The organism is Enhygromyxa salina (assembly GCF_002994615.1).
GTDB classification, from domain to species: domain Bacteria; phylum Myxococcota_A; class Polyangia; order Nannocystales; family Nannocystaceae; genus Plesiocystis; species Plesiocystis salina_A.
This window is the reverse complement of record NZ_PVNK01000176.1, coordinates 1-2,989: the sequence shown is the minus strand read 5'-3', so window position 1 is coordinate 2,989 and position 2,989 is coordinate 1. Positions and strand designations below refer to the sequence as shown.

The window sequence follows — 2,989 nt, the reverse complement described above, 5'->3', positions numbered from 1 at the left end:
CCCGGGCTGCTAGGCCTGAGTCGAGCGCGCAGCGCTTGATTCAGGCCTACCCGGCCGGCGGGGGCATGCACAGGCCGCCGCCTTCGATCTGCGCGTTGGTCCGGAAGGTGTTGAGGCCCTCCCACGAGGGCACCTCGAACTGCGGGATGGTCCCGTCCTCGCGCACGTTGCTGACGTGATAGCTGTGCTGGTTCCAGATCCGCCGGGCCTGAATCCAGCGATCCTCGACGTCCTTGATCGCCTGAATACAGGGATCGCCGCCCCCGAGGTGTTGGTTCGAGACCACGAGGATCTCGGCCGAGCCATCGTTGTCGATGTCGGCCACGACCGGGTACTCGGACAGCGTGCCGCTCTTGCGACTCTGCTGCAGCAGCACGTCACCGTCGCCGTCGAAGATGAACATGAAGTCCTGATCGGCGTACATCGCCTGGGCCGCGCCCGCGCCGAGGAAGTCGAACGCGGTCCCGGCCGCGATCCCGCTCGAGTCGTTGACCGCCGCCGTCCACACGATGCTCGCGTCGGGCTCGTAGACGGTGTACTGCGAGGCTGAGCTCGTCGCGAACTCCGAGAAGCCGTCGCCGTCGAAGTCGTGGATCGTCGCGGGCCGCAGCCAATTGGTGCCCAAGGCCTCGACGCCGGTCGGGCGGAGGTTCTGGTAGGTCACCTGGCCGTCGTGCTCGATCAGCGACAGCCCGTTGACGTTGGTCAAGATGACCTCGGGCAGGCCGTCGTCGTCGATGTTGGCGACCTGCGGGTAGCCCGACACGAGGTTGGTCGTCCACAGCACGGCGCCGTCGTGGTGGTAGGCGGCGTTGCCGAGCACGATCTCGAGGTCCTCGTCGTTGTCGAGATCCGCGGCCGTGGTCGCGCCCCACTGGCCCGAGGGCTGGGGGAATTTCTCGACGAGGTTGCCGAGGTGGTCGAACAACATGTTGGCGGTGATGATCTCGACGTCGCCGTCGTTGTCGACGTCGGCGAGCGCGGCCGAGTTCGAGTAGCGCAGATCCTGATTGAAATTCTCGCCGAGATCCCAGGTCGCGGGCATGGTCCACTTGAGCTCGCCCGTGTGCTCGAAGGCCAGGAGGTTGCCGTTCGGCGAGGCCGTGACGATCTCGACGAGGCCGTCGTCGTCGATGTCACCGACAGCGGGCGTGAAGCTCGAGTCGACGCCATCGTCGATCCGAAAGTGGAGGCTGCCGTCCTCGCCGGACAGCAAGAAGATGTGGCCAATGTTGTTGGGCGGGCCCGGGTTGACGGCCGCGACGAGCACCACATCGGGCACGTCACACAGGTCGATCTCGCCGTTGTTGTCGTCGTCGGTGAAGTTGGCGACGAGCGGGGTCACGTAGCTGTAGGGCTCGGCGTCATCGGTGAACGACCACTGCAGCAGGGGCTCGAAGGCGTCGGGCGGCGCCGACTCCTCGCACTCGCCGACCGCGTTCATGTCATCGACGACCTTGCACTCGTCGACGGGCGGCCCGTCGCCCGCGTCGGGCAGCGGGGTCATGTCGAACTTGACGCCGCCGTCATCGCCGTCGCCGTCGCCGTCGCCCGGGTCGCCATCACCATCGCCGTCACCCGAGTCCCCGTCCCCCGGATCGCCGTCGCCGTCGCCGTCGCCGTTGTCGCTCGGTCCCACGCTGGTCGTGCCATCCAGTGACCCCGCGCTGATCGCGCTGCTTCCCGAGCCGTCCCCGCAGCCGACGCCCAGCGAGAGACCCAACGCCATCGTCCACGAGCCCAATCCAGACCGTCGCATCCCCTCATGCTCCGCCATCCCCCATGCTGCGCCAACCCCTACAACTCGCGCATAACCCGCCATCCCTGGCCGCGCGCAAAAAAACACGGGCGATTTTCACGCACCATGATCGGATCGTCATGGTCCCGGCACATTCATGTCAACGCTGATTGAGGAGCCCAATCCGATGCAGAACCGCCGCCGCAACCTCGCCCTCCTGTCGCTCGTCGCCGTCTTCACCGCTGGTCTCGGGCTCGTCCAGACCAGCGAGCTTGGCCTCTCGAACGACGTCCGCACCGAGTTGGCCCAGGTCGGCATCGAGGGTGAGGACGACATCCCGCTGCCGCTCACCCGCGACGTCTCCTGAGGCTCAAGCAGCGATCAACCGCTCGGGCTCGGCGGACGGGTCTACGGGCACGCCGCCGACTTCGACCATCTTCCCGCACGCATAGCAGGCGCGGTCGCCATAGGCCCAGATGTGGGCACCCGTGATGGTCGCGACGCCACCCAGGACGATGATCGGCAGGGCCACGACGATGCCCGGCCCGAGCGAGATCCCGCCGAACACGAACGCCAGCGTCGCGGTCCAGGCCCCAACCACGACCAGCGTTCGAAGCGAGCGGCTCGGGACCTTGGCGGCGGGGGCGTTGCAGTGGGGACAGTGGGTGTGTGCGTGCATGTGGCACCTTCCTGGAGAGATCAAGCTGTCTCCACTGCCGGGGGTCGTCGAATGAAAAAATGACGCGCTGACGTCGCTGCGCGCGCCTGTGCTGTCGAGCGCCGATGCCCAAGTGGACCACGAACGACATGCCTCCCCTCGGCGGCAAGCTCGCGATCGTGACCGGAGCGAACAGCGGGCTCGGGCTCGAGACAACCCGCGCGCTCGCCAGCAAGGGGCAAGCTGGCCAACCTGCTGTTCACCTTCGAGTTGCAGCGGCGGCTCGAGGCTGGCGGTCACGAGCTGCTCGCCGTCGTCGCCCACCCCGGCTACTCCAACACCAACTTGCCCCACGTCGCGCCGACCATGACCGGCAGCACCCTCGCCAAGGTTGCGATCGACCTCGGCGGCCGCGTCGTCGCCTAGCAGTCCGGGGTGCAATGCATCGTGTCGCCTCGCGCCGGATTTTTCGCCGAGGGCGCGAAGCCAAAACGCCGCTGTACCGGGCGTACTGCAAGTTTTGGCGACAAAGCCATCGGCGAAAAGGCCAAGCGAGGCGGCGCGAGGCATTGCACCCCGGGCTGCTAGCAGCC

Annotated in this window: 4 protein-coding genes; 2 read left to right on the top strand and 2 right to left on the bottom strand. The window is 67.2% G+C overall.

Annotated elements, in window-relative coordinates; genetic code table 11:
* Positions 1-46 precede the first annotated feature (46 nt).
* Positions 47-1,759, bottom strand: coding sequence for an FG-GAP repeat domain-containing protein (locus ENSA5_RS20490; protein WP_181197986.1), 1,713 nt, complete (start codon positions 1,757-1,759; stop codon positions 47-49).
* 136 nt (positions 1,760-1,895) lie between these two features.
* Here ENSA5_RS20490 and ENSA5_RS20480 point away from each other — a divergent pair, with 136 nt between their 5' ends.
* Positions 1,896-2,105 carry a hypothetical protein gene (locus ENSA5_RS20480; RefSeq protein ID WP_106393366.1) on the top strand — a complete coding sequence of 70 codons (210 nt, stop codon included), beginning with the start codon at positions 1,896-1,898 and terminating at the stop codon, positions 2,103-2,105.
* Positions 2,106-2,108: 3 nt separating this feature from the next.
* On the opposite strand, the gene ENSA5_RS20475 is transcribed toward ENSA5_RS20480, so the two are convergent.
* Positions 2,109-2,417, bottom strand: coding sequence for a hypothetical protein (locus ENSA5_RS20475; RefSeq protein ID WP_106393365.1), 309 nt, complete (start codon positions 2,415-2,417; stop codon positions 2,109-2,111).
* Positions 2,418-2,666: 249 nt separating this feature from the next.
* Between ENSA5_RS20475 and ENSA5_RS37970 the strand changes: the two genes are divergently transcribed.
* Positions 2,667-2,822 carry a hypothetical protein gene (locus tag ENSA5_RS37970; RefSeq protein WP_181197985.1) on the top strand — a complete coding sequence of 52 codons (156 nt, stop codon included), beginning with the start codon at positions 2,667-2,669 and terminating at the stop codon, positions 2,820-2,822.
* Positions 2,823-2,989: the final 167 nt, after the last annotated feature.

Coding starts and splice junctions, on each gene's coding strand:
- ENSA5_RS20480 (WP_106393366.1), top strand. CDS start 1,896: ATGTCAACGCTGATTGAGGAGCCCAATCCGATGCAGAACCGCCGCCGC.
- ENSA5_RS20475 (WP_106393365.1), bottom strand. CDS start 2,417: ATGCACGCACACACCCACTGTCCCCACTGCAACGCCCCCGCCGCCAAG.
- ENSA5_RS20490 (WP_181197986.1), bottom strand. CDS start 1,759: ATGCGACGGTCTGGATTGGGCTCGTGGACGATGGCGTTGGGTCTCTCG.